Annotated in this window: 19 protein-coding genes and 1 tRNA gene; 6 read left to right on the top strand and 14 right to left on the bottom strand. The window is 67.2% G+C overall.

All coding sequences use genetic code 11. From position 1 onward, the window contains the following. Positions 1 to 8 precede the first annotated feature (8 nt). The gene (cyoA, locus tag ASG37_RS15850) at positions 9 to 1,169 is read right to left on the bottom strand and encodes a ubiquinol oxidase subunit II (RefSeq protein ID WP_055762618.1); all 1,161 of its coding nucleotides are present in this window, start codon (positions 1,167 to 1,169) and stop codon (positions 9 to 11) included. 135 nt (positions 1,170 to 1,304) lie between these two features. On the opposite strand from cyoA, the gene ASG37_RS15845 reads away from it, so the two are divergent. The 4 genes from ASG37_RS15845 to ASG37_RS15830 are packed head-to-tail and all read left to right on the top strand — an operon-like array spanning position 1,305 to position 5,326. Continuing rightward, complete coding sequence (locus tag ASG37_RS15845) at positions 1,305 to 2,645, top strand: MFS transporter (protein ID WP_055762616.1); 1,341 nt, start codon at positions 1,305 to 1,307, stop codon at positions 2,643 to 2,645. Positions 2,646 to 2,652: 7 nt separating this feature from the next. Beyond that, positions 2,653 to 3,882, top strand: a complete 1,230-nt coding sequence (locus ASG37_RS15840) for a S1 family peptidase (RefSeq protein WP_235525272.1) — start codon at positions 2,653 to 2,655, stop codon at positions 3,880 to 3,882. Then, positions 3,879 to 4,589 carry an NUDIX hydrolase gene (locus ASG37_RS15835; RefSeq protein ID WP_235525271.1) on the top strand — a complete coding sequence of 237 codons (711 nt, stop codon included), beginning with the start codon at positions 3,879 to 3,881 and terminating at the stop codon, positions 4,587 to 4,589. Before ASG37_RS15840 ends, ASG37_RS15835 begins: the two co-directional genes overlap by 4 nt. After that, positions 4,586 to 5,326 (top strand): extensin family protein, encoded by a 741-nt coding sequence (locus tag ASG37_RS15830; protein ID WP_055762610.1) that lies wholly within the window; start codon positions 4,586 to 4,588, stop codon positions 5,324 to 5,326. The genes ASG37_RS15835 and ASG37_RS15830 overlap by 4 nt, the downstream gene beginning before the upstream one ends. Positions 5,327 to 5,452: 126 nt before the next feature. Here the strand turns inward: ASG37_RS15830 and ASG37_RS15825 are convergent, their stop codons facing one another. Beyond that, positions 5,453 to 6,004 (bottom strand): hypothetical protein, encoded by a 552-nt coding sequence (locus tag ASG37_RS15825; RefSeq protein WP_055762904.1) that lies wholly within the window; start codon positions 6,002 to 6,004, stop codon positions 5,453 to 5,455. A 381-nt stretch (positions 6,005 to 6,385) separates the two neighbouring features. Between ASG37_RS15825 and ASG37_RS15820 the strand changes: the two genes are divergently transcribed. Then, entirely contained in the window at positions 6,386 to 6,994 is a 609-nt protein-coding gene (locus ASG37_RS15820) for a CHAP domain-containing protein (RefSeq protein ID WP_055762607.1), read from the top strand. Positions 6,995 to 7,184: 190 nt separating this feature from the next. On the opposite strand, the gene msrB is transcribed toward ASG37_RS15820, so the two are convergent. The 3 genes from msrB to ASG37_RS15805 all read right to left on the bottom strand — a co-directional run bounded on the left by msrB (position 7,185) and on the right by ASG37_RS15805 (position 13,697). Beyond that, positions 7,185 to 7,670, bottom strand: coding sequence for a peptide-methionine (R)-S-oxide reductase MsrB (msrB, locus tag ASG37_RS15815; RefSeq protein ID WP_055762901.1), 486 nt, complete (start codon positions 7,668 to 7,670; stop codon positions 7,185 to 7,187). A 69-nt stretch (positions 7,671 to 7,739) separates the two neighbouring features. Then, entirely contained in the window at positions 7,740 to 12,353 is a 4,614-nt protein-coding gene (locus ASG37_RS15810; RefSeq protein WP_055762604.1) for an NAD-glutamate dehydrogenase domain-containing protein, read from the bottom strand. Positions 12,354 to 12,515: 162 nt separating this feature from the next. Then, entirely contained in the window at positions 12,516 to 13,697 is a 1,182-nt protein-coding gene (locus tag ASG37_RS15805) for a hypothetical protein (protein ID WP_156349253.1), read from the bottom strand. A 171-nt stretch (positions 13,698 to 13,868) separates the two neighbouring features. Here ASG37_RS15805 and ASG37_RS15800 point away from each other — a divergent pair. After that, positions 13,869 to 13,944 (top strand) — tRNA-Thr (locus tag ASG37_RS15800). Here the strand turns inward: ASG37_RS15800 and ASG37_RS17455 are convergent. From ASG37_RS17455 to ASG37_RS15760, 9 genes are all read right to left on the bottom strand, one after another. Then, the gene (locus ASG37_RS17455) at positions 13,915 to 15,522 is read right to left on the bottom strand and encodes a recombinase family protein (RefSeq protein WP_082448569.1); all 1,608 of its coding nucleotides are present in this window, start codon (positions 15,520 to 15,522) and stop codon (positions 13,915 to 13,917) included. The genes ASG37_RS15800 and ASG37_RS17455 overlap by 30 nt on opposite strands. A 12-nt stretch (positions 15,523 to 15,534) precedes the next feature. Next, positions 15,535 to 15,705, bottom strand: coding sequence for a hypothetical protein (locus tag ASG37_RS17745; RefSeq protein ID WP_156349252.1), 171 nt, complete (start codon positions 15,703 to 15,705; stop codon positions 15,535 to 15,537). Between the two features lie 79 nt (positions 15,706 to 15,784). After that, on the bottom strand, positions 15,785 to 16,387 hold the full coding sequence (locus ASG37_RS15790; RefSeq protein WP_055762593.1) for a hypothetical protein: 603 nt from the start codon (positions 16,385 to 16,387) through the stop codon (positions 15,785 to 15,787). Between the two features lie 134 nt (positions 16,388 to 16,521). Then, complete coding sequence (locus ASG37_RS15785; RefSeq protein WP_055762590.1) at positions 16,522 to 17,043, bottom strand: hypothetical protein; 522 nt, start codon at positions 17,041 to 17,043, stop codon at positions 16,522 to 16,524. 13 nt (positions 17,044 to 17,056) lie between these two features. Next, on the bottom strand, positions 17,057 to 17,458 hold the full coding sequence (locus ASG37_RS15780) for a hypothetical protein (RefSeq protein ID WP_055762587.1): 402 nt from the start codon (positions 17,456 to 17,458) through the stop codon (positions 17,057 to 17,059). Continuing rightward, on the bottom strand, positions 17,455 to 18,093 hold the full coding sequence (locus ASG37_RS15775; RefSeq protein WP_055762585.1) for a hypothetical protein: 639 nt from the start codon (positions 18,091 to 18,093) through the stop codon (positions 17,455 to 17,457). The genes ASG37_RS15780 and ASG37_RS15775 overlap by 4 nt, the downstream gene beginning before the upstream one ends. Positions 18,094 to 18,095: 2 nt before the next feature. Beyond that, on the bottom strand, positions 18,096 to 18,608 hold the full coding sequence (locus tag ASG37_RS15770; RefSeq protein WP_055762581.1) for a hypothetical protein: 513 nt from the start codon (positions 18,606 to 18,608) through the stop codon (positions 18,096 to 18,098). A gap of 223 nt (positions 18,609 to 18,831) precedes the next feature. Beyond that, the gene (locus ASG37_RS15765) at positions 18,832 to 19,527 is read right to left on the bottom strand and encodes a hypothetical protein (protein ID WP_156349251.1); all 696 of its coding nucleotides are present in this window, start codon (positions 19,525 to 19,527) and stop codon (positions 18,832 to 18,834) included. 394 nt (positions 19,528 to 19,921) lie between these two features. Next, positions 19,922 to 21,700, bottom strand: coding sequence for a MobA/MobL family protein (locus ASG37_RS15760; RefSeq protein WP_156349250.1), 1,779 nt, complete (start codon positions 21,698 to 21,700; stop codon positions 19,922 to 19,924). Positions 21,701 to 21,889 lie beyond the last annotated feature (189 nt).

The raw sequence follows: 21,889 nt of genomic DNA, 5'->3' as shown, positions 1-21,889 counted from the left end.
GATGTGTCTCAGCCTTGCGCCGAAGCGGGGCGGCCCGGCATCGCGCTCGGTGCGATGCGGGTCATGTTACGGTTCTTGGCGCTGCCCGGCTGGTTGCTGCCGGGCGCGGCCTTCGACCCTTCGGGGGCGTCGCCGCTGCTGTGCGGGCTGACGCCATAGTCGGACGGGGCCTTTTCGAGCGCGCCCTTGGTATCCTCGCCCTGCGGCGGCAGGCGGTTGTTGGTCGGTCCGCCCAGCGCGCCGTCGGGGCCGCCGTGGTGCATGCTCTCGGTCATGCACGGCGTGCCGGGCTTCACGCACATCTGGACGATGCGGGTGAACAGGCCCTGCTCGACGCCGCCGAAGCCCATCGGCGCGACCTTCTCGCTCGGCCGCTCCAGCACCAGATAGCGCTGCGTGTCGAGCCGGTTGGGCATCGCCTTCACACCCGCGACGAAGCGGTCGAAGCCCGCCTGGTCGGTGCTGGTCGTCTTGAAGTTCATGTAGGAGAAGCCAGCGCCACTGTAATGCGCCGACATGCCCTCAAAGGTGCCGGGACGGTTCAGCACCGCGTGCAGCTTCGTCTCCATGCCGGGCATGGTGTAGATCATGCCGGCCATCGCGGGGACATAGAAGGTGTTCATCACCGACGACGACGACAGGCGGAAGCGGACCTGCCGGTCGACCGGGATCACCAGCCGGTTGACGGTCGCGATCCCCTGCTCGGGATAGATGAACAGCCATTTCCAGTCGAGCGAGACGACCTGGATCTCCAGCGGCTGCTGCCCCTGCGGCACCGGCTTGCCCGCCGAAATCTGTCCGATCGGACGATAGGGGTCGAGCAGATGGGTGCTGATCCACGTCAGCGCGCCGAGCGCGATGACGATCAGCAGCGGTCCCGACCAGATGATGAGTTCCAGCCCGGTCGAATGGTCCCAGTCGGGTTTGTACGTCGCCTTCTCGTTCGCGGCGCGATATTTCCACGCGAACCAGACGGTGAGCACCATCACCGGAACGATGATGAGCAGCATCAGGCCGACCGAGATCATCAGGACGTCGGCCTGCTGGCGCGCGACATCGCCGGCGGGATTGAGCACGACCATGTCGCAGCCGGCGAGCGCGGGCAGGAGCCCGAGCGGCAGGAGCGAACGCAGTGGCCGGTGCCACGGAAGCGAGCGGGGCTGGATCATGCGCGCGACCTATGCTGCCCGATGCTGCACTGCGATAGGACATTTTGTCCTATCCCGGTGTTTGGTGCATTGCGATAACGGGCGCATATTCTGTCTACACCCGCGCGCATGCCGCGCCGCATGCTTGGAGTCCCCATGGCCGAGGCCTTCGTCCATTCCCGCGACCTCGAGGCCGATGCCCGGGCGGTCAACACGTCCGGCAACGGCGAGGACCAGATCAGCGTCCAGTCCGAGGAGATCGCCATCGGCGTCATCATCGGGCGCACCTCGGAATTCTTCGACTTCTTCGTCTATGCGATCGCATCGGTGATCGTGTTCCCGCAGTTGATGTTTCCGTATGTCGACCGGCTGACCGGCACGCTCTATTCCTTCGCGCTGTTTCCGCTGGCGTTCTTCGCGCGGCCGATCGGCACGTTGCTGTTCATGGCGATCGACCGGCGGCACGGGCGCGGCACCAAGCTGACGATCGCGCTGTTCCTGCTCGGCACCTCGACCGTGGCGATGGGCTTCCTTCCCAGCTACGCACAGGTGGGCGCATGGTCGGCGATTCTGCTGGCGGCGCTGCGTATCCTGCAGGGCATTGCGCTCGGCGGCGCATGGGACGGTCTCGCCTCGCTGCTGGCGCTCAATGTGCCGCAGGACCGGCGCGGCTGGTATGCGATGATCCCGCAGCTTGGCGCGCCGCTCGGCCTGATGGTGGCGAGCGCGCTGTTCGCGTTCTTCACCGCCTATATGAGTGCCGAGGATTTCATTAGCTGGGGCTGGCGCTATCCGTTCTTCGTCGCCTTTGCGCTGAACGTCGTGGCGCTGTTCGCGCGGCTGCGCATCGTCGTGACGCCCGAATATACCGCGCTGTTCGAGAATCGCGAGCTGAAGGCATCGCCGGTGCTGCCCACGGTCGGCCGCGAATGGAAGACGATCGTGATCGGCGCGCTGGTGCCGCTGGCCAGCTTCGCGCTGTTCCACATGGTCACGGTGTTCCCGCTGTCGTGGATCTTCCTGTTCACCGAACAGGAGATCGCCCGTTTCCTGTGGATCGAGACGGCCTGCGCGATCTTCTTCATCTTCGCGATCGTCATTTCGGGCGTGCTGGCCGATCATGTCGGTCGGCGCACGCTGCTCGGCTTCGGCGCGGTCGCGATCGCGCTGTTCTCGGGACTTGCCCCGCTGCTGCTGAACGGTGGCGATGCGGGCGAGATCGCGTTCATGATTACCGGCTTCATCCTGCTGGGGCTGTCGTTCGGCCAGTCGTCGGGCACGGTCGCGGCGAACTTCGCCAAGGATTCGCGCTACACCGGCGCGGCGCTGACCTCCGATCTCGCCTGGCTGTTCGGCGCGGGCTTCGCGCCGCTGGTGGCACTTGCGCTGGCGGGCAAGCTGGGGCTGTTCGCATCGGGGCTGTACCTGCTGTCGGGTGCGGTGGGTACGCTGGCGGCGCTGGCGCTCAACAAGGAACTGGCGCGTCGGCTGGATTGACCGGAGCGTGCTGAGTTTGCTTGCGCTGGCGGTGGCTGGTCCCGCCGCCGCGCAGGTGTGGCCGGTGCAGCGCGAGGCCGAGGCGTTGGCGGTGGATGCCGCCGAGGTGGCGCGGACCGAAGGCGGCACGGCCGAAGCCGCGCTCGCCGAACTGCGCGCGCAGGGGGCGAGCGTCGCGCTGACCGAATGGATCGAGGGGGCGTATCGCGACCGGCTGGCCGGCCTGTCGCTCGATACCGGTGGCGATGTCAGCGTGCTGCTGACCGGGCGCAAGCCCGTCGCCGACATGATGGCGCAGGCGGGGGAGGCGACCGTCGTGGTGCGCTTTCGCACCGGGGCGAAGGCCACCCGCGACCAACTGCTGGCGGCGATCCGCGAGCATCAGGCGGCGATCCGCGCGATGCTGGCACGGCCCCCCGCAATGGGCATCGATGCGCGGCGTGGCGAGCTGGTCATAATGATCGGCGGGGCCGATGCGGCAGGCGACCGCGAGCAATTGCGCAAGCGGATCGAGCGGCTGACCGACGTGCCGGTGCGACTCGCCCCCGCTGACCGGCCGGACGGATTGCTCGCCGGTACGGCGGCGCTTGATGCTCCGCCGTCGCCGCTGGTCGGGCCGGTGGTGCCCGGCGGATCGCAGGTGATGGGGCCGGACCCGGTCAATGGCCGGCGCTATATCTGCACCACCGGTTTCGCGGTGAGCGACGGTGAGCGGACCGCGATCGTCACCGCCGCGCACTGCCCCGATACGCTGGAGCATATCGCGACCGACGGATCGCGCATTCCGTTGCCGTTCGTCGGGCAATGGGGCTGGGGGTTTCAGGACGTGCAGGTCAATCTGTCACCGCTGGCCGACCGGGCGGTATTCTTCGCCGATACCGCGCGAACGCAGGTGCGGCAGGTCGAGCACCAGCGGGGCCGGGCGGCGACGCGGGTCGGCGACCTCGTCTGTCACCGGGGCGAGCGCAGCGGCTATAGCTGCGCGCGGGTGCTGATGACCGATTTCGCGCCGTCGGGCGACCTGTGCGGCGGCGCGTGCCTGCCGATGTGGGTCGCGGTCGCCGGACCCAGTTGTCGCGGCGGCGACAGCGGCGGGCCGATCTTCATCGGCACGACCGCGATCGGGCTGTTGAAGGGGAGCAGCTATCGCGGCGACCGGTCGTGCGGCTTCTATTACTATATGCCGATCGACTATCTGCCCGAGGGATGGCGGCTGCTGACCGTGCCGCGGCCGTGACCGGCGCAATCCCCGCCGCCACGCTGATCCTGCTTCGCGACCGGGCGGGCGCACTGGAGGTGCTGATGGTCGAGCGGGCGGCGGCGATGGCGTTCGCCGGCGGGGCGATGGTGTTTCCCGGCGGGCGGATCGACCCCGGCGACCGCGCGTTGGCGCTGGCGATGGGAGACGAGGCTCTGGCACCGCGACTGGCGGCGATCCGCGAGACGATCGAGGAAGCGGGTATCGCGATCGGCGTGGCGGGCGAGGTCGCGGCGATGCGGGCAGCGCTGGCGGAGGGGCAGGTGCTCGGCGCGATCGGGCCGGTCGATCCGACGCCGTTGATCGACTATGCGCGGTGGTTGCCCGACCGGGGCGTGAGCCGGGTGTTCGATACGCATTTCTATGTTGCGGCTTGTTCCCACGACGCCCCCGAACCGGTGGTCGACGGGACCGAGAACCGGAGCGCGGCATGGCTTCGGCCGGGCGCGGTACTGGCGGCGGCGGACCGGGGGGCGGCGAGCCTGTTGTTCCCGACGCGGCGGGTGCTCGAACGGCTCGCCGCACAGCGTGACGTCGCGGGCGTGCTGGCCGATGCCGTGCGCTGGCCGGTGCGGACGATCACGCCATGGGTCGAGCGACGGGCGGACGGCGACTGGCTGACGATCCCGGACGATCTCGGCTATCCGGTGACGGCCGAGCCGATGGCGCGGACGGTGCGCGGGTGAAGGCGCTTTCGGCCGGTGTCCGCACGCTTGTCTGGCTGGCGGTGCTGGTGGCGATCGGCTTCGCGCTCTACGCCTTTGTGCGCAGCCGGCCGCAGGACGTGCCATGGACCCCGCTCGACCTGTCGCAGCCGATCGGCATGTTCACCCGCTCCAAGATCGGCGGTTTGAAGGATGATTTCGCTGGATGTCGCGCGCTGCTGGATGCGGCGGGGGTGCGCTATACCGCACTGCCGCCGCGCGATGGCGGGGCGCAATGCGGCTATGACGATGCGGTGCGGCTGAACGCCGGGGGATCGCGCGACCTTGCCTATGCCCCGGCCGGGGTTGGCGTGTCGTGCCGCGTCGCCGCCGCGCTGGCGCTATGGGAATGGCAGGTGGTACAGCCCGCCGCACAGGCGCGCTTTGGCAGCGGCGTCACGCGGATCGAGCATTTCGGCAGCTATAGCTGTCGCCGGCTCTATGGCCGCGATTCGGGGGCGTTCAGCGAACATTCGACCGCCAACGCTCTGGATATTGCCGCGTTCGTGCTGGAGGATGGGCGGCGGATCAGCGTGGTCAGCGATTGGACCGCCGGGCAGGGCAAGGCGGACGCCGACAAGGCGGCGTTCCTGCGCGACGTGCGCGACGGGGCATGTGGCGTGTTCTCGACCGTGCTGTCGCCCGATTACAATGCGGCGCACCGCGACCATTTCCATTTCGACCAGGCCAGTCGCGGAATGGGCGGTGCGTGTCGGTGAGGTAACTCTCCCCTCCCTGACAGGGAGGGGGCGGGGGTGGGTCGGTTTCGGGGGCGCTGGTACGCTTCCTCGCGGGCCGACCCACCCCCAGCCCCTCCCTTGTCAGGGAGGGGAGTAATATGTTGCTCAGTGCATCGGCGCGCTGGCCTCGACCTTTTCGACCCATGCCGGATAGAACACCGGCTGCCGCAGCGACCAGCCCGAGGCGGTGGCGGCGGCTTCGCTGAGCGACTGGAGCAGCTTGCGGCGCAGTTCGGGGTGCAGGTGCGGCAGCGCCGCCGACGCGCAGAACGCGGCGGGCAGCCATGGCCGCGCCTCGGCGCCGACCAGCCGTTCGTAAAGGAAGCGATAGGCGCCGAAGGTGGTCAGCCGCCCCTGTCCCAGATCGAAGGCGGTGACGAGCAGCAGCGGCGTCATGAACGGTTCGATCGCGTCGAGCCCGCTGTCGTCGGGGATGCAGGCGCGAATGTCGGGCAACCGGTCATAGACGCGGGCCTGCGCGCGAATGCTGGCCGCCTCCACCACGTCGCGCGACCAGCGCTTCATCGCATCGTCGCGGTCCAGCCCGACGTCGAGCGCGCGGCGGATATACCGTTGCGTGGCGGACGAGAAGCCCGCGAATTCCTTCATTTCCGCCAGCGTCATCGCGCCTTCGGCCGGTTTGCGTGCAGTCGCCATCATCCAAACTCCCACCCCGGATTAACCGACAGGAGATTGCCCGAAACTGGTTAACAGCTTGCTGAACGAACCGTTCGGGCAACGTCCCGCGACACATCCGAACATGGACGCTGCTGCATTGCAACAATTCCGTCATGCGGTTCGTCGCATTTGACCGGTGCGCGCAAAGCGTTGTCCCCGAATCGACCAGGGCGTCGTCGGGCAGCCTGTCCGGGCGATGAACGGACGGCGACACGGCCCTGATCCGTCGACCAACCGCCGGTCATCGCCGCGCAAACACGCTTCGTCGGAAAAGGTTCCGGTCGAGTCGTTGCCGGGGTTCCCGAGCGAAGAAAACCCTGCTTGGTACCGCTCACAGCGTAATTGGGGCCTGGGGGTCAGATGAGTTTTGGTGGTTTCGCAGCGCGTTTCGCGCTGATGGTGTTGTGCGCCCTGACGATGGTGGCTCCGGCGCAGGCCCGTTTCTGGCAGTGCGCCCCCTATGCCCGCGAAATCTCGGGCGTCGAGATTTTCGGCAACGCCCATACCTGGTGGAACCAGGCCGCCGGCAAGTACGAGCGTGGCCATGCCCCGAAGGAAGGGTCGGTCCTGTCGTTCGCCGCGACGTCACGGATGCGTCTGGGCCATGTCGCGATGGTGTCGAAGATCGTCAGCGCGCGTGAAGTGCTGCTCACCCATGCCAACTGGTCGCGTCGCGGCGGCATCGAGCGCGACGTGCGCGCGGTGGACGTGTCGGCGGCGGGCGACTGGAGCCAGGTGAAGGTATGGTTCGGCCCGCTCGGTGGCCTCGGCACCTCGTCCTATCCGACCAACGGCTTCATCTATTCGGGCCATGCGCCGCAGGTCAGCCCGTTCGACGCACCGCTGGTGATCGCCAAGGCGCAGCCGGTGACGACGGTGGTCGTCGCCTCGGTCGCGCCGGTGCAGGTCGCCCGTGCGCTGCCGACCGGTCATGGCGCGCTCGACCGGGAAGTCGCGGCGCTCAAGTAAGTATCCGCTTCGACGGCAGAACCGGCCCGGCGCTTCCCCCAGAGCGCCGGGCCGGTTTGCGTTTTGGGCATAGCCTCCAGCGATCGTCGTTCCCGCGAAGGCGGGAACCCATAGACGCTACCGTTTCGAGTCCAGCCGGAACGTCGGCGTGTATGGATCCCCGCCTGCGCGGGGATGACGAAGGGCCGGGTCAGGCCGCGCGGAACGTCATCGCATCGCCGTTCATGCAGTAGCGTTTGCCGGTCGGCGGCGGGCCGTCGTCGAACACATGGCCGAGATGCCCGCCGCAGCGGCTGCACAGCACTTCGGTGCGACTCATCATCAGCGAGCGGTCGGTCCGGTCTACGACCGCGCCGTTCAGCGGTGCATAAAAGCTTGGCCAGCCGGTGCCGCTCTCGAATTTGGTCTTCGAGCTGAACAGCGGGCGGGTGCAGCCGGCGCAGGCGAAGATGCCGGCGCGCTTTTCCTTGTTGAGCGGGCTGCTGTACGGCCGCTCGGTCCCCTCCTGCCGCAGGATCGCATATTGCGCCGGGGTCAGCCGCGCCTTCCACTGGGCGTCGGTCAGCTTGAGCGGAAAGTTCGGCGCGGCCGCGCTTTCGCCCGGCGCGCAACCGATCAGTGCGGCAAGGCCGGTCAGAGTGGTGAGTTCGAGCAGGCGACGACGATCGAGCAACATGGGCGATCCTTTCGAATCGCCCATGTGGGAAAAGCACCGCCGTGCCGCAACGGCCGGGTACGGTAGCGATCAGCGGCCGAGCAACACCCGCGCCTGTCCCGCGATCTGCGCGAGCATCGCAGCACCCGGTACCGGCGCCTGCCGCGCGCGGTGGACGAGGGCAGCGAACTGCGCGACGCGCGGGGCATTGGCGGTGAGCCATGCCTCGACCGCCGCCTGCGGGTCCTTGCCCGCGCGCCGGCCGAGGAAATCGAAGCGCAACTGCTGGAAATCGCGGGCGAGGCCGGCGATCAGCAGCCGTTCCCATGGATCGCCGGTCTGGATGCGCGCCGCCACCGCCTGCGCCCAGTCGAGCCCCAGCGCGAAGCCGAGATGGGTGAACGCCTGCGTCAGCTTCGTCTCGTCCAGCTTCAACCGGCGGCCGAGATCGGCGAGGCCGACCGCGCCATCGAGCTCGAACAGCCGCACGACCTGTCCCGCCAGATCCTGCGGGGCACCGGCATCCTGCAACACGCCGGCGATCCGGTCGCGCTGTTGCGCGGCTTCGGCACGCAGCAGCGCCTTGGCCTGGGTGGCGAGGCTGGCGACCCCCTTGGCGAGATGCGCAACCGCTTCCGCCGCGCTGGTGCCCGCCGGAAAGGCGCGCAGCAGATCGGCGATCTGCGAGCGCATGCCGACGGCTACTTCATCGAGCAGCGCGATGCGCGCGCGTTCGGGAATGTCGGCCCCCTCGATCCGGTCGTAGAGCGCGTCGATGTCGAACAGCCGCTCGGCGGCGACGAACATCGCCGCGATGTCGGCCAGCGCCGCGCCTTCTTCCTCGGCCAGTTCATAGACGTGGAGTACGCCCAGCCGGTTGACGATGCGGTTGGCGAGCTTGGTTGCGACGATTTCTCCGCGCAGCCGGTGCGACAGGATCGCCTTTTGCTGCGTCTCGCGCATCTCGGTGGGGAAGGCGGCGAGCAGGTCGCCGGTCATGTCGTCGTCGGTCGCGATCGGCGCGTGTTCGATCGCGTCCTGTAGCGCCAATTTTACACTCGCGAGCAGCACCGCCAGTTCGGGGCGGGTGAGGCCGAGGCCGTCCTGCGCGCGGCGGATATAGTCGTCGTTGCCGCTCAGCCCCTCGACCACTCGGTCGAGCTTGCCCGCCGCCTCCAGCATCTCGATGACGCGGACATAGCTCGGCACCGCGACGGGTCCGTCATTCTCCATGACTGAGAGCGCCAGCGTCTGGAGCCGGTTGTCCTCCAGCACCAGATGCGCGACGTCGTCGGTCATCCGCGCCAGCAGCGCGTTGCGATCGTCGAGCGCGAGGCGGCCCTCGATCACTTCGCGGTTGAGCGCGATCTTGATGTTGACCTCGTTGTCCGAACAATCAACTCCGGCCGAATTGTCGATGAAGTCGGTGTTGATCCGCCCGCCGTTCAGCGAGAACGCGATGCGCGCCGCCTGGGTGACGCCAAGGTTCGCGCCTTCGCCGATCGCCTTGGCGCGCAGCGTCTGCGCGTCGACGCGAATCCGGTCGTTGGCGGGATCGCCCACGTCCAGATGGCTCTCGGCGCGGTCCTTCACATAGGTGCCGATGCCGCCGAACCAGATCAGGTCGACGGGCGCGCGCAGGATCGCCGCAATCAGCGCGGTCGGCTCCATCTCGCGCTCGCTCACCCCCAGCATCGCGCGGACGGGGTCGGTGAGGGGAATCGTCTTGGCGGTGCGCGGGAACACGCCGCCGCCGTCCGAAATCAGCGAGGGATCGTAATCGGCCCAGCTCGACCGGGGCAGGGCGAACAGTCGGTCGCGTTCGGTCCAGCTTGCCGCCGCATCGGGCGCGGGGTCGAGGAAGATGTGGCGATGATCGAACGCCGCCTTCAGCCGGATCGCCTTCGACAAGAGCATGCCGTTGCCGAACACGTCGCCCGACATGTCGCCGCAGCCGACCACGTCGATCGGCTGGGTCTGCACATCGGTGCCTAGTTCGAGGAAGTGGCGCTGGACCGAGATCCATCCGCCCTTGGCGGTGATGCCCATCGCCTTGTGGTCATAGCCGACGCTGCCGCCGCTGGCGAAGGCGTCGCCCAGCCAGAAGCCGCGTTCGAGCGCCAGCGCATTGGCCACGTCGCTGAACGTCGCGGTGCCCTTGTCGGCGGCGACGACGAAATACGGGTCCTCGCCGTCGAGGAGCGTCACCTGCTCGGGATGCACTACCTTGCCGTCGACGATGTTGTCGGTGATCGACAACAGCGTGCGGATGAAGATGCGGTAGCTTTCGGTCCCCTCCGCCATCCATGCGTCGCGGTTGGTGGGGGTGGGGAGTTGCTTGGGGTAGAAACCGCCCTTGGCCCCGGTCGGCACGATCACCGCGTTCTTGACGCGCTGCGCCTTCATTAGTCCCAGGATTTCGGTGCGGAAATCGTCGCGCCGGTCGGACCAGCGCAGGCCGCCGCGCGCGACCGGGCCGGCGCGCAGGTGGATGCCCTCGACCCGGGGGCTGTAAACGAAAACCTCGCGCCACGGCAGCGGCTTGGGCAGGCCGGGCACTTTCGCGCTGTCGAGCTTGAAGGCGAGCGCTTCGGCGGCGGCGGGTGCGAAGGCGTTGGTGCGCAGCGTCGCCGCCACCACCCCGCGATAGCTGCGCAGGATACGGTCGTCGTCGATCGCCGAGACGGCGTCGAGCCCGGCCTCGATCGCGGCGTCGGCGGCGGCGATCGCCGCCTCCCGGTCGGCGCGCGACGGGTCGTGCGCGGCGTTGAACCGCTCGATCAGCGCGGTGGCGACTCCGGGTGCGCGGCGCAGCGCGTCGACCACGGTGGCAAGGCTGTAGCTGACCCCGGTCTGGCGCAGATAGCGGAACCATGCGCGCAGCAGCACGACGGCGGCAGGCGCGATTCCCGCCTCGACGGTCAGCCGGTTGAAGGCGTCGTTCTCGGCGCGGTTCTCCAGCACCGCCTCGATCGCATGTTCGACCGTGGTATAGTCGAAGCGCGGCTGCCCGCCCGAAGTCAGCGCGACCTCGAAGTCGTGGATATAGCTTTTCTCGTCGTCCTCCAGCCGGGTCGGCAGTTCCTCGACCACGCGGAAGCCGAAGTTCTCGAACACCGGCACCGCGTCCGACAGCGCCAGCGCGCCGCCGCGACGATAGACCTTGATGCGCAGCGCCTGCCCCTCGCCGCCGATGATGCGGACCGAGCGTGCCCCGGCATCGGTCAGCCCCGCCACGCGGACGATGTCGCGGGCCGCTTCCTCAGGGAGATTCGAGTTGCGGTAGTTGGCCGGAAAGGCGTTGGCGAAGCGCAGCGCCATGCGCGTCGCCCCTTCGGGCACGCGCTCGGCCAGCGCCGCCTCGACCGCCGGGCGCCAGCCGCGCACCATGCGTTCGATCCGCCGGTCGAGATCGGCGGCATCGGGCATCCGCCCGTCCTGTCGCAGGTCGAGGACGTAGCGCAGCAGCGCCGCCTCGCCATCCTCCATCGCGATCGACCAGTTGAGGATCGCCGCATTCGCCGCCTGCGCCAGCATGTCGCCGATCGCGAGGCGGCGCTGCGTCGTCACATCGTCACGCCCCAGCCAGACGAAGGCGAACAGGTGCCGCCCCAGCGCCGAGCGGATCAGCACGAGCCGCGAGCGTGGCCGGTCGGCGACCGACATCGCGGTCAGCGCCAGTTGTTCGAGCGATTCGGGATGCAGCGCGGTGGTCAGGTCGTGCGGCAGCGTCGAGATGGCGTGTGCCAGCGCCTTGCCGGCATGGCCTTGTGGATCGAAGCCGAACTTGGCGCGCAGCGCGGTGAGGTTGCGGCGAAGCACCGGCACGTCGGCCGGTTCGGCCTGGAGCGCGGCGCTGGTCCACAATCCGCCGTGGATCGACAGGCCGGTGACGCGCTCGCCGTCGCGAACGGGGACGAGAATCAGGTCGATCGGCGCGCGGCGGTGAACGGTCGAGATGCAGTTCGACTTGAGCAGCAGCGGCTGGACGTTGCCGGCGTCGAACCATTCGATCGCACGGCTACGCGAGGCGTCGGCGAGCAGCGGCACGTCGAGCCGCGCACGCGACAGGCCGAGCCGGTCGGACACCACCCCGTCGCGCGACCAGCGTTCGTGCGCCAGTTGTGTCAGATTGCCGGCGAGGAACCAGCCGAGCAGCGCGGCATCTTCGGCGGTGTCGGCATTCGCGGTCAGCCGCGCGGCATCGCCCTGCATCGCCGCCTGCATCGCCCGCCAGTCGATAACGGCGGCGCGGACATGGTCGAGATTGCGTTCGATCTCGGCGATCAGCGCGTGGCGGACGCGGGCATCGGCGCGCTCCATCTCGATATAGATCATCGATTCGCGGCGGCCCTCGCCATCGATGCCGGTCAGCGTGCCCGCCGCGTCGCGGGTGACGCTGACGACCGGGTGGAGGATGCGGTCGATCGCGATGTCGTGCGCTACGATCGTCCCCGCGATCGAATCGACGAGGAACGGCATGTCGTCGTTGACCACCGCAAGGCGCATCCGCCGCGCGTCACCCCGGGTCAGCGTCTCCAGCGCGACGCTGACCGTGCCGGGCGAGCGATGCGCGGCGGTGGCAGCGACGAACTGCGCCGCATCGCTCCGCGCGGCGGCATCGAGACCTTCGAGTTCGCCGGGCAAGGCGCTGTCGACCAGCAGCGTTTCCAGCGGGCGGGCGAGCTTGGCTTTTGGTGTCATGGCCGCGCTATGCGCCGTCACAATGACAGGCTCAACCCTTGTGGCAGTTGCGAACAAAATGTCGCGTTGCGGTAATTATAATACGCAGGCGCGGGTCATGGCCGCCCGGCAATACGGGGCTGGCGCGACCCCGGGGTCAGCCAATTCAACCGGATAGCGGCGTCAGGCGGCGAGCTGGGCGATCGCGCGGGTCAGCGTTGCCGGATCGCCGTCGACCCGGCCGAGCACCGCGACCGATCCGCTGCCGGCGGCGCGCGCGAGCAGCAGCACGAACTCGTCGTCGCCCGGCGCGATCGGCACCGTCGCGACCGCCTGCGCCATGCGGGCATGGTCGGTGGGCGAGGGCGGGGGGGCAGCATCGGCGACCAGTGCCGGCAGGCCGCCCGGATGCGCCGCGACCCACGCGCCGAACCCGCCTTCCGCCACGCCATGCCGCCGCGCAGCCCCGAGCAGCGCGACATGATCCGCCAGCCGGGCACCACCGAACACCAGCCGCGCGACCGATTCGACGGGCGTGTCGGTGACGGGCGGCATCCCCGCATCGTCGAGCAGCGCGGCGAAGACGGCGGGCTCGCGCCCGGCGGCGATCACCAGGTCATGCGCCTGCGCCAGCGCCTCGACCAGCGCACCGGGCGCGCCGCCCCCGGCCAGCCGCGCGCTGTCGGCGGCGGTGCGGGCGGTGGCGAGCCGGTCGGCCAGCGTGTCGGCATCGGTGCTCAGGTCGCTCAGCCCCGCGCTCGGGCCATCGGCCCACACGGCGGCTCCCGGCGTCGGCCGCGGCGTGACCCGGCGCGATTCCTCCAGTTCGGCGAGCAACTGCGACTGGGTGGCCGCATCGACGACCTCCTTCCAGTTGATGACGCCGTAGAGATAGTCGATCGCCTCGCCATCCGACGAAAACGGCATCAGGATGCCGCGATACATCATCGGAAAGCCGCGCGTGCCGGTGAACTCGGCCTCGAAGCCGATCGGCGCGCGATTGGCGATGATCTGGAGATAATGGTCGGTCAGCCGCGACAGCAGCGAGCGCGCCGGAACCTCGCTCAACCGGGTGATCGAATCGCTGGCGCCGCATTCGGTGCGCAGCGCATGGCCGAGGAAGCGGATCGCCGGGTCAGCCACGCCTGCCGTGAAGTCGAGCAGCACGCTGTACGGGCCGAAATCGGCGATGCCGGCCGGATCGAGATCGGCGATCGCGGGGCAGCTCTGCCCGCGCAGCAGCGCGATCCAGTGGTTGTAGGCGCGGACCTGCATCCGGCGCTCGTCGGTGCCGATCGCGACCGTCTCGCCGCCGATGCCGTCGCGATCGTCCTCGCCCCGCTGTTCGCCCGGTCCGCGCGCCATGTCCATCTCACCGTCCCCATGGGCGAAACCTGCCCGATCCAGCCCCTTGTGCGCCCTCCGTGGTAAACGAGCCGTAAAGCCGGGGGCGACCCGCCAAAACATGCACGAACCGCTTGCCAGCCGCCGCCGGCCTTGGTAAGCGCCGCCGCCTGGACGCCAACCGCGTCCCACGCCGCTTTAGCTCAGTTGGTAGAGCATCGCATTCGTAATGCGGGGGTCACAGGTTCGAGTCCTGTAAGCGGCACCACTCCCGGTCAAAGCTGGGCACTTCAGCTTTGACAGGCATGCCGGTTGCGACACCGGCTTCGAGCGCTGCCGTTGGACCGATGATCTCGATCAGGGTATCGGACACTCGCACCTCAGCGACGAACAGCTTGAGGTACTGAGCGCGCAAAGTCAGATCGTCGTCGCGCAACTTGGCAGAAAGCAACTCTCCGAACTTGGCGACGGTATGCTCATCGATCTGCCGCGCGCCTCGGACAAGTTGCGCCTCGACGACGTCGATCCGCGCCGAGACGCTGGCGAGCTTCGCCTTGTTCTCAGCCATGCGACTGGCAAATACCGGGTCGCGAGGGCTCATGATCTCGTCTTCCACGAGAATAAGCAGCTTGTTCATCGCCGTTTCGGTTCGCGTCTTCTCGGCGCGGAGGTGGCGTAGCTCGGCCTGACGCGCGACGTGCCGCTCTGCCGACAAGTCGAGCACGCCGGCGAGTAGTTCGCGCAAGCGCTCCGGTGCCAGTACCCGCCGTTCGATCGCATCGACGACGATCCCGTCGAGCTCCTCGCGCCGAATCGGGCGGGTGGAACAGCTGCCTCCCCGGTTCAGCCGATCGTTGCAGCGGTAGTAGGCATAGCGACCACCCTTGCCGGTGGCGATGGTAAGGCCGCTTGTACATCCCGGCCCACCGCATCGGGCAAGGCCGGTCAGCAGCGTCGTACCGGCCGCCACGTGCGGCGCCAGTGCTCGGGGGTTCCGGCTGGCCCGGGTAGAGGCGACACGATCGAATTGCTCGCGCGAGACAATCGCCGGGCAGGCGACCGGAATCGCGTCTTCGATGTCCGGTCGGACGCCGTCGTCGTCGGCAGTGCGATCATGGTAGGTGCCGGTGTAGGCCTCGTTGGCGAGAATGCCTGCAATATTGCCGTTGGTGAACCGGGCACCTCGCAACGAATAAGCACCATTGTTCAGTGCCCTGACGATCCAGCGGCCGCCACGACCACTGTCCGCCCATTCGAATATGCGTTTGACGATTTCGGCCTCAGCTAGGACTATCGCCAGCTTTTTGCGTTCCTTTTCGCCATCCGTCCGGGCGACATAGGTTTCGTACCCGAAAGGGATCGGTCCACCGTTATAGAAGCCTTGGCGCGCGTTCTCGCGGCGGCTCTTGCGGGTGAGGATGGCAGCGTCGAGCGCCTGTTCCTCGTTTATGACCGCAGTGATTGCCCGACCGATGCGCCGGCCCCGGCCGGTACCGAAATTTTCGGTGATCGAGATGACTTCGACGCCTGCATCCTCCAGCTTGCCCGTCACCTCGAAGAACAGCCGAGCGCTGCGGGCCATGCGGCTCAGCATGAACATGAGTACCGCATCGACCGGATGATCGTCGGCGATGGCCTGAGCCACCATGCGGCGGAACTCGGGGCGACGATCATTCTGGCCGCTGAAGCCGGCGTCGGCAAATTCCTCAACGATGGTGATGCCGTTCTTGCGCGCATAATCGTTGATGGAACTGCGCTGCGCCTGAATGCTTTGCGGCGTACCATCCTCCTTGTCGACGGAAAGGCGCAGATAGGCATAGGCGCGGATGGGGTTGGAACGGGTCACCGTCTTCCTCTGTCAGATCAGGTTGCGAAGCTCGTCCTGAAGGGCATCGAGCACGGCGCGGAGTTCGGCCGGTGTGATCGGCGGCGCGATCAAGCGGTCGACGATCAGCCGCCCACAGCAGCCCGTCCGGCCATCGACACGGCTGCCGGACTGCGGATGTTGATCGAAGGGCTGTGGGGCCATCCTGTCGAGATGACAGGATGGCCGCGGACGAGACGCAACTTAGCCCCGCTAAAACAGCGTCTTTTGCAGAAGTGACCGCTTAACCGGCCTGCAGCGATTGCGGTTGGCGCCGCTGCTCGCCGCTCGGTTTGCCGGTCCCGGATCGGTCGGCGATCTCGTCGAGGGCTTCGCCGAGTGCGGCGGTGCCGCGCTGGAAGGCGAGTGCGACGAGTTCGTGCATGCGCGAAAGGCTTCCGTCCTTGTCGAGCCACGCCAGGAAGCGCTTCCGTGCCTTGGGCGTGCGGAAGATGTGCCGGTAGAGCATTTCCTCGCCATATCCGAATGGTCCGCTGACCGACTGGCCGATGATGACCTCGCGGCTGCCTTCGGCGACGCGGACGATCGTGGCGTCCGATTCGCCGTAGGGCTCGGCTTCGATCCGGGCGCGCAGGTAGCGGTCGAACGCCTCGTAACCGGTAAGTTCTACCTGCCGTCCCCATGCAGCCCATTCGTCGCGGCGCACTGCCAGCCAACGCGCGAACGCGTTCAGCGTCCGTTCGTCGGGGCAAGCCCCAACCCAGAGCGGCGTGCAGGGGTTCTGCGTTTCCATCGCCTGGGTGACAAAGAGCATGTGGTGACCGCGCAAGGCCGACATCTTGAAGAAGTAGGTCTCGGTTGCGGGATCGATGGTGTGCGGGATCATCTTTGTTGTCCTTTGGCTGGCGTGTTCGCGCCGGAGCGGCTTCAGGGTCCATTTCCCTCCCCCGTCTCCAGCACTTCCGGGCTTCCAAGCTCCTTTGCCTGTCCTCGACCCTGTCGAGCCGGCCCGCTGGCCGGTCACATGGAGAGCATCCGCGACAGCCAGACGGCGACGTTCATGCAGCCGACCCGCATCTCGGCTTCCGACCGCCACGGCGCGGGGCCGGGTCGCAGCCGGCCACCGCGCAGGGAAAAGCACTCGTCACGCACCCCGTGAAAATAAGGGTTCGGCACCAGCCACGTGCCGACATCACTGCGCTGCCACAGTACCATCGGCGCCAGCCAGCGGGTCGCGTCGCGACCCCACAGGGCGAATGCCAGTTCGACCCGGAACGGCTCGGCCGGATCGACGCGGACGACCAAGGCATCGCTGCGGGCGATGCGCGTACCTGGCGTCACCGTCTTCATCTCCGCCGGTAACGGTCGGATGGTGGGTACGAGCAGCAACTGGGCCGCCTCGACGTACAGGTAATGCGAGAAGGGCAAATCGAGGCTGATATCGCCGCCGCGCAGCGACCAGCCCTCGAGCCCGGCGATGGCGAGCGTAGCGGTAAGCGCGCGCGCCTCCGCCGCCCGCCGGGCGGCAGGTCCGTCGTTCATCGTTGGATACCTTTTAGCTGTAGGTGTCGGCGACGCGCCACATGCGGACGCGGGGTACGGGCAGCGTACCGGCGGCTTCGTGGATCACGGCGAGGCCGGCGATGTCGGGGCGGGCAAGCAGACCCTGCACGATCGAGAGACCACTCAGGTCAGGGCTTGGGCGATCGAGCGCGGCGCGAATGGCCACACTGTCGCCGTGGCAGCGCACCTCCAGGCGGACCAGGATCCCGAGAAGGTACGCCGCCGCAGCCTCGCTCGTCATCAGAAGCGTGTCCGAGACGCAGCCGGTGTCGATCAGTTTTCCGACATCAATCGACTCGACACCGAGCGCCGCGCCAAGCGGCGCGGGATCGAGCGCGTGGGTCAGGCCGAGGCGACCGATCTCGTCCAGCGTGCGCAGCAGCAGGGCGCTCATGCGCTTGTCTCCCCGACAATCCCGGCGAGCAGCGTGAGGACGAGGTCGCGTCCGCGGTCGCCGGCGAGATCGCCGACGAGGGTGGAGAACATGCCGTAGCGGGTGACCCGACGCGGTCCGGGAATGACGAGGTGGAGGTGCGGTTGCGCGCTGCCGCCCGCGAGCGAGGGCACGTGCTGGACCAGCAACGCGGCGACGTCGTGGTCGTCGACCAGATTTTTCGCCAGCGTACGCCCGATCTCCCAGGCCGCATGCAGTCGATCAGGCGACGAGGTCAGCGTGACGTAGGCCGCCAGCGCCTTCGCATCCGCTGGCTGTTCGCGCTCGGCGGCCTCGATCAACAATCGCGGGTCGCGCAAGTGATCGCTGGCGAACGCCGGCAGCAGCACCTCGTACCGATAGGCCGTGATAGCCCAAGGTGTGGCGTTTGCACCGGCGGCGGGTGCCAGTTTCATGCGAACGAAGGTCGAGAGCGATGGTGAAAACGAGCGATATTCGGGCCGCAGGACGCCCCACATCACCCGGACACCTCCGGGACCGCTTTCGCCGGGCGAGTGACCCATTAGCGGGAGCCAGGAGTGCGGATTGGCCGGGTTCGGCTGGACGTCGACGTTGATCGGGAACGGCTTGGCCACGCTCACGCCTCCACCGGCTGGAGGAAGCGAGTGAGGCTGCGGGCGGCGCGCGCGATGCCGTCGGCGCGCTCGATCAGATCGGCGTATGGCGGCACGATCTCGAGGTTGAAGCCCTCCCAACTGACCGACACCGCCGGGCCGAAGCCGGCGGGCACCAGCCACGTACCGTCGGCGTCCTGATAGAGCGAAAAACCACACTCGGCCCACACGGTGCAGGGCAGCGACCCGAGCGCGAAGTCGACGGCGATCCTGGCTCGTCCATCCTCCAGTCCGCCGATCTGCAACAGGATAACGTCGAGGTGACGCTCGGTGGCGATCGCCTCCAGTTCGCCGTCGAACAGCGGCGCGGGCGCGGTCGTCGCGGCGATGACCGCGTCGCGTTCGGGCACGTGGATGGCATTGGGCAGGCCAGGCAACGTGATCTGATCGTAGATGTCGCCGGCAGTGAGCGCTTCGAGAAGCAGGCCGACGGCAATGCTCGTCAGGCTGAAGCCCGTCACGGTGTAGATGGACATGAGGATGAAGAACCTTCTTGCGTGGTCCCGACCGATCGGTTCGGGACAAGCCCTTCGGAGTTTCACCTCCTCTTCAGGCTCGAAGATCCTCCTCCATTCCCCCTCTGCCGCCCCTGCGGCCTTCGTCTCAGCGCCTCAGCGCTGCCACCGGTACTGCCACGCAGACCGGAAGGTCTGCTCGTGCAGGTGCAATCGTGTCGATCGTCGGCGCCGCCATCACCGATCAGTCCAGGAGGCGGTAATCCTTCTCCGCTGCGAGCGCGATCGCGCGAAGCTTACCGATCGGAGACAGGGTGTTATCCCTGATGGAAGGCAGGGGCGGCCACATCACGATGTCGAGCGCGTCGCTGCGACGGCGAGCACCATCCGATATCGAGCTGTAATCCGGCAAATCGATCAACGCCCGGGACAGCGCTTCCGACATCGGAAATGCCCATTCAGACGAGTCGAGGTCTGCAGTCGCATAGTCGCGACTACAGGATGAGCCGTGAATAGTAGCCCGCACGACCGAGGCGGAATAGCGATAAAGTATTATATGCCACCAGTCCGGGTCGCTTGCAGTCACTGCGGCCTGCAGCGCGTCGAGCGCCTGCTCCGTTGCTTCATCCCGTGACTGAATAATCAGCGGATCGGTCGAAGTGGCGATGTACGATGTCCATGCCGGCATGCGTTTGGTCAGGTCTTCCAAATTACGAGGTGGGGAGGTTGGTCGAAAGTCCTGCATTTCACAGCAACTGAAGCGTTCGGCATCCACCTCAACCCGTACACTGGAAGCGTCGAAGTCAATTTTGACCTCGGTCGAATCGCCGTAGACGCCAACGGATTGACCACGCAGCTGATTTGGGACGTTGTAAATGATCGCGCCGTGAGCGAGGACACGCTCGACCTTCTTGAGCATGCACATGGCCTGCGCGATCATATCGGGTCGGAGGCGATTCTCAACCTCGACACTCGAGAACTGGCACATACCTTATCTTCCATCGCATGGGTTGATATTCCAACTTGATTGGAGATGCTCGGTCAGGTCATTCGCTTCTAGCCCCTCGCAACTGCGCGATGGCGAATCGCCGCCCGTCGCACCGCCGAAGCGGAACCTCGCTGCCGGCCGTCCACATCAGCGTTTTCATCGTACCGCAGAAGCAGTGAAGGCGCTGATCGAAGTACCACAGCGACGCCGGGCACGATGCGCAGACGGTCTTGGGCGTTTGAACCTTCCCATCACGAAGAATCGGTGGGACGTAGCGGGCGCTCGTAGGCGGTAAAGACGCGATGGGCTCGGTCATGATGCTGGATCCTTGAAGTGATCCTCAGCCCTAGCCGCCACGCCCTCCGCCATCCCGCAACTTAGCCAGCAAAACTTCATCCCAGTCGGGTGTTTCAGTTTCAGCTTCAGCCTCCGCCGCAGCAGGGCCTGAGTTTTCTCCCGCATCCACATGGCTCCCTCGCGCCACAGACCGCTTCTTGCCGCCGGACTGCCAATCGCGCTGATCCCATTGCCCGTCGTGGAAGAGACGGGCGATCAGGGCGAGTTGAAGTATCCCGTGATCCTCCTCGGAATGTTCGTCGTTGGTTAGATGCTTGCCAGTATTGGTTTCGCCGCTGGTCTGCACCTCACCCGGATGCCGTTCGGGCGCGTCGATCTGGTTCGTCGTGTTTGCTATCACCATCGGAGCTATTGGCGCCGGCGCGGCAACAGGTGTTTCGGCGCTCGGCAGCTGATCCGGTTGCAAGGCTGCATCGATGGATTGTTCGCCAACAACTCCCGCAGCTTTGAGCGGCACCATTTTCGACTTGGCCGTAGGGAGTGCCGCCACGCGCTCCTGCACCACCCGTTCGATCGTGCTCAGCCGGGCATCGTACAATCCGATGTCGAATGACAGAAGCCTATGGAGCCGGTCGGCGATAACACGGCGGACGGCGTCCGACCGCAGCTCCAACGGGTCGACACTGACTGTCTTAGTCGGGTCAGGCGCGTTTACCCGTACGGAAGCGCGATGAAGCGTTGCGCGTAATGAATTCCGGATGTTTACGAAACGATCAGACAGGGAGAAGCTTGCGTTGAGGCTGGCAAGTCCAGCACCAAGCTGATCGAGGTGGTTCATTCGCGCCCGCTCTGCATCCAGACGCCGGCCGACCCACACGGCCCTTTTGCCCAACTTCGGCTGCGGCGTGTCCACGATCCCGCGCGCCTTGTTGCTGAGCGCTGTGTAGCGGCGGTCGCTGCCGGCGAGCATCAGCTGCCAGTTCATCGTATCGACCGCCAGCGACCGCCGCGCCCGGATACCAGCCGGTGTGTTGATGTCGCCGACCTTAGAGACGGCGAAGCTCCAGTCATAGGGTGCGTGGCGTTCGGCTGGACGCAGCGAGTACATCAGGTGGCAGTGGAAATTGCGCTGGTCGCCCGAGGAATCGGGCTTGTGCATGCCGACGACGAAAGCGAGCCCGCGCCGCTCGAGATCGTCGCAGAGGTCGGTCACCACGGCGCGGCGGTCAGCCTCGGTGAGCGTCGCATCAAGCGCGATGACCTCGACAACGTAGACGTTGGCATTGGCGCGGTCGTGCCTTTCCACCGCCTCGACCGTGCGCCAGAAGGCGAGCAGTTCGGCCCGGTCCGCGGCGATATTCGACCACCAGCCGACCTCGCCGCCTTCGAGTGCGTCTTCCCGCACCGCGTACAAGGCCGCACGACCTGCCTCACCGGCGCGCCAACGCCGCCCCGCCGTCGAGCGGAAGCCGCGCGCGACCAGCGAGAAGTGTATGGACCTGAAACCGTCGGCACGCTCTTGGCCACGCGCACGCGGCGTGCCGGTGCTGAAGATCATCTGACGCGTGAACAGCCGCCGCGGTGTGGTACCAATTCTGCGTGGCCGGTCGTGCTCGGCGACCTGCACCCGGATGCGGCGCTTGCCGGCACGCTCCCGGTCGCGATCCTCCTTCGCGGTACGCGCCCTCTGCCGGCGACCTGCCGCAACCGCATCGCGGTCCTGCTCGCGCCGTTGACGGGTTATCCGGTTACGAGCGCTGCGCGCATCAGCCAGCGCGCGCTGGATCGCATCCGACCTTTCCTTCACCTTGGCGTAGCCGACCTTCAATGACTTTCTCCGTCGCAGGAGAGAGGGGGTGGCGCAGCGGTTTGTCGTACGCCTCTGGCGCCCGAAAAACACTTTATCGCGCACCACCCCCTCTCTCTCCTGCACCTTTTGCCGTCTCGCGGTTGTGAAAGACGCAACTCAGGCCACCGTTTTCGAAATCGAGGGGCCGTCATTTTTGGTGGGCTAAGT

The sequence above is a fragment of the Sphingomonas sp. Leaf407 genome, from assembly GCF_001425385.1.
Lineage (GTDB): Bacteria > Pseudomonadota > Alphaproteobacteria > Sphingomonadales > Sphingomonadaceae > Sphingomonas.
The sequence above is the reverse complement of the archived record's forward strand: the minus strand, read 5'-3'. Positions and strand labels throughout refer to the sequence as shown.

What these genes read in the sequence shown, in the direction of transcription:
- ASG37_RS15820 (WP_055762607.1), top strand. Translation starts at nt 6,386, where the DNA reads ATGAGTTTTGGTGGTTTCGCAGCGCGTTTCGCGCTGATGGTGTTGTGC.
- ASG37_RS15780 (WP_055762587.1), bottom strand. Translation starts at nt 17,458, where the DNA reads ATGAGCGCCCTGCTGCTGCGCACGCTGGACGAGATCGGTCGCCTCGGC.
- ASG37_RS15765 (WP_156349251.1), bottom strand. Translation starts at nt 19,527, where the DNA reads ATGATCGCGCAGGCCATGTGCATGCTCAAGAAGGTCGAGCGTGTCCTC.
- cyoA (WP_055762618.1), bottom strand. Translation starts at nt 1,169, where the DNA reads ATGATCCAGCCCCGCTCGCTTCCGTGGCACCGGCCACTGCGTTCGCTC.
- ASG37_RS15805 (WP_156349253.1), bottom strand. Translation starts at nt 13,697, where the DNA reads ATGGCGCGCGGACCGGGCGAACAGCGGGGCGAGGACGATCGCGACGGC.
- msrB (WP_055762901.1), bottom strand. Translation starts at nt 7,670, where the DNA reads ATGTTGCTCGATCGTCGTCGCCTGCTCGAACTCACCACTCTGACCGGC.
- ASG37_RS15810 (WP_055762604.1), bottom strand. Translation starts at nt 12,353, where the DNA reads ATGACACCAAAAGCCAAGCTCGCCCGCCCGCTGGAAACGCTGCTGGTC.
- ASG37_RS17745 (WP_156349252.1), bottom strand. Translation starts at nt 15,705, where the DNA reads ATGGCCCCACAGCCCTTCGATCAACATCCGCAGTCCGGCAGCCGTGTC.
- ASG37_RS15785 (WP_055762590.1), bottom strand. Translation starts at nt 17,043, where the DNA reads ATGAACGACGGACCTGCCGCCCGGCGGGCGGCGGAGGCGCGCGCGCTT.
- ASG37_RS15790 (WP_055762593.1), bottom strand. Translation starts at nt 16,387, where the DNA reads ATGATCCCGCACACCATCGATCCCGCAACCGAGACCTACTTCTTCAAG.
- ASG37_RS15770 (WP_055762581.1), bottom strand. Translation starts at nt 18,608, where the DNA reads ATGTCCATCTACACCGTGACGGGCTTCAGCCTGACGAGCATTGCCGTC.
- ASG37_RS15825 (WP_055762904.1), bottom strand. Translation starts at nt 6,004, where the DNA reads ATGGCGACTGCACGCAAACCGGCCGAAGGCGCGATGACGCTGGCGGAA.
- ASG37_RS15845 (WP_055762616.1), top strand. Translation starts at nt 1,305, where the DNA reads ATGGCCGAGGCCTTCGTCCATTCCCGCGACCTCGAGGCCGATGCCCGG.